Source organism: Nocardia farcinica (assembly GCF_029867845.1).
GTDB lineage: Bacteria > Actinomycetota > Actinomycetes > Mycobacteriales > Mycobacteriaceae > Nocardia > Nocardia farcinica_A.
In genome coordinates this window covers 1-1,513 of record NZ_JARWRU010000789.1, presented here as the reverse complement: position 1 = coordinate 1,513, position 1,513 = coordinate 1, and the positions used below count along the sequence as shown (strand labels likewise).

The 1,513-nt window shown below is 70.0% G+C and carries 2 protein-coding genes; one reads left to right on the top strand and one right to left on the bottom strand.

Going from position 1 to position 1,513, the window contains the following annotated elements; genetic code table 11:
- Nucleotides 1-201: 201 nt before the first annotated feature.
- Nucleotides 202-519, bottom strand: coding sequence for a DUF4189 domain-containing protein (locus tag QH283_RS17285; RefSeq protein WP_280504022.1), 318 nt, complete (start codon nt 517-519; stop codon nt 202-204).
- A 215-nt stretch (nt 520-734) separates the two neighbouring features.
- Here QH283_RS17285 and QH283_RS17280 point away from each other — a divergent pair, with 215 nt between their 5' ends.
- Nucleotides 735-1,367: a TIGR03085 family metal-binding protein gene (locus tag QH283_RS17280; protein ID WP_280504021.1), complete on the top strand. Its 633-nt coding sequence runs from the start codon at nt 735-737 to the stop codon at nt 1,365-1,367.
- Nucleotides 1,368-1,513: the final 146 nt, after the last annotated feature.

The following is a 1,513-nucleotide window of genomic DNA, read 5'->3' as shown; positions in this document are numbered from 1 at the left end:
CCGAGGGTTAAGCGTGCGGCGGTCACTGCGGCGGCCTGAAAAGCACGTAAAGACCGGTTTTTCACGTTTCTCCCCTTATCGTATGTGTGCCGCGCGCCTAGCTGGCGCGCGTGGAAGAGATGTGCGAGTGCGCAGATGTGCGCTGGTGTGCGCGAGGCGGTGTCCCACGGCAGACGGCAGCGGGGACACCGCGCGCTCAGGTCAGAGCGAGTAGCCCGCGGTGCAGCGCCAGTCGACGACCCAGCCGCCGGAGATGCGGCTCAGCGCGGCCTGGCGGGCGGCGGTGTAGCTGGAACGGGCAGCGGCGCTCCACATGGTGTCCGAGCTGGCGAGCACGCCGCAGCCGTTCGACCAGGAGACCAGCACGCGGCAGCTCGCCCCGCACACACCGACGGCGGCGTTCTCGGCCTCGCTGTAGCTGCCGTAGTTGTTGGCGATGCCGTAGGAACCGTCGCGCGAGGTCGCGATCGCTCCGTAGTATCCGTAGGCAGCCTGCGCAGGCGCCGCGGCCCCCAGCATCGACGCGACTGTCGCAATCATCACCGCCGCGGCGGCGAAGAATTTCTTCAAGATTCTCCCCTTCGTGTGATGGTCCATGACCCGATGGACGCCAGGACAACCTAACCGGCGACAACCGGGGAAGGCCACCGTAGGTCCGATTCGGTGTGGCGTGGCCGTTTTCGGCCCGCGCGTTGGGGGTGCCCCCGGCGCTCGGCTTCGGTTAGGTTCGGCTCGTGAGCATGGCGCGGCGGGAACGACAGGAACTGGTGGCGGCGATGCGGGCGGCCGGGCCCGACGCGCCCACTCTCTGCGGCAGCTGGACGGTGCGGGCCCTGGCCGCGCACCTGATCGTGCGGGAGCGCAGACCGGACGCCGCGCCCGGCATCCTGCTCCGTCCGTTCGCGGGCAGGCTGGAGTCGGTGCAGGCGAAGACGGCTGCCAAGCCCTTCGACGAACTGCTCGAACTGGTGCGCACCGGCCCGCCCTGGTGGTCGCCGCTCAAGCCGGTGGACGCGGTGGCCAATCTCAGCGAGATGTTCGTCCACCACGAGGACGTGCGCCGGGCCGAACCCGGCTGGCAGCCGCGCACGCTCGACCCCTCGGACGAGGATCGGCTGTGGAAGGTGCTGGCCAGGATGGGCCGTATGGCCTATCGCAAGTCACCGGTGCCGCTGACCCTGGCCACGCCGGACGGGCGCAGCGTGTCCGTGATCTCCGGCGACGGCGGAGACGGCGCAGGCGTGACCCTCACCGGCGCGCCCTCGGAATTGCTGTTGCACGCCTTCGGACGCGAGCAGGTGCGGATCGAGACCGCCGGACCGCAGGACGCCGTCCGGGCGGTGCTCGACCTGGATCGTTCCCTCTGAGTCCGGCCCCCTGAGCCACCGGGTCGCGAACCGCCGAGGCCGACGAGACAGGTGTTGCGGATGGTCTGGATGGGACGATTGCGGCTAGCCTGGGGACATGGCAGGTAAGTCCCGCAGCACCTCGACCAGTCGGGCGCGGGCGGGAT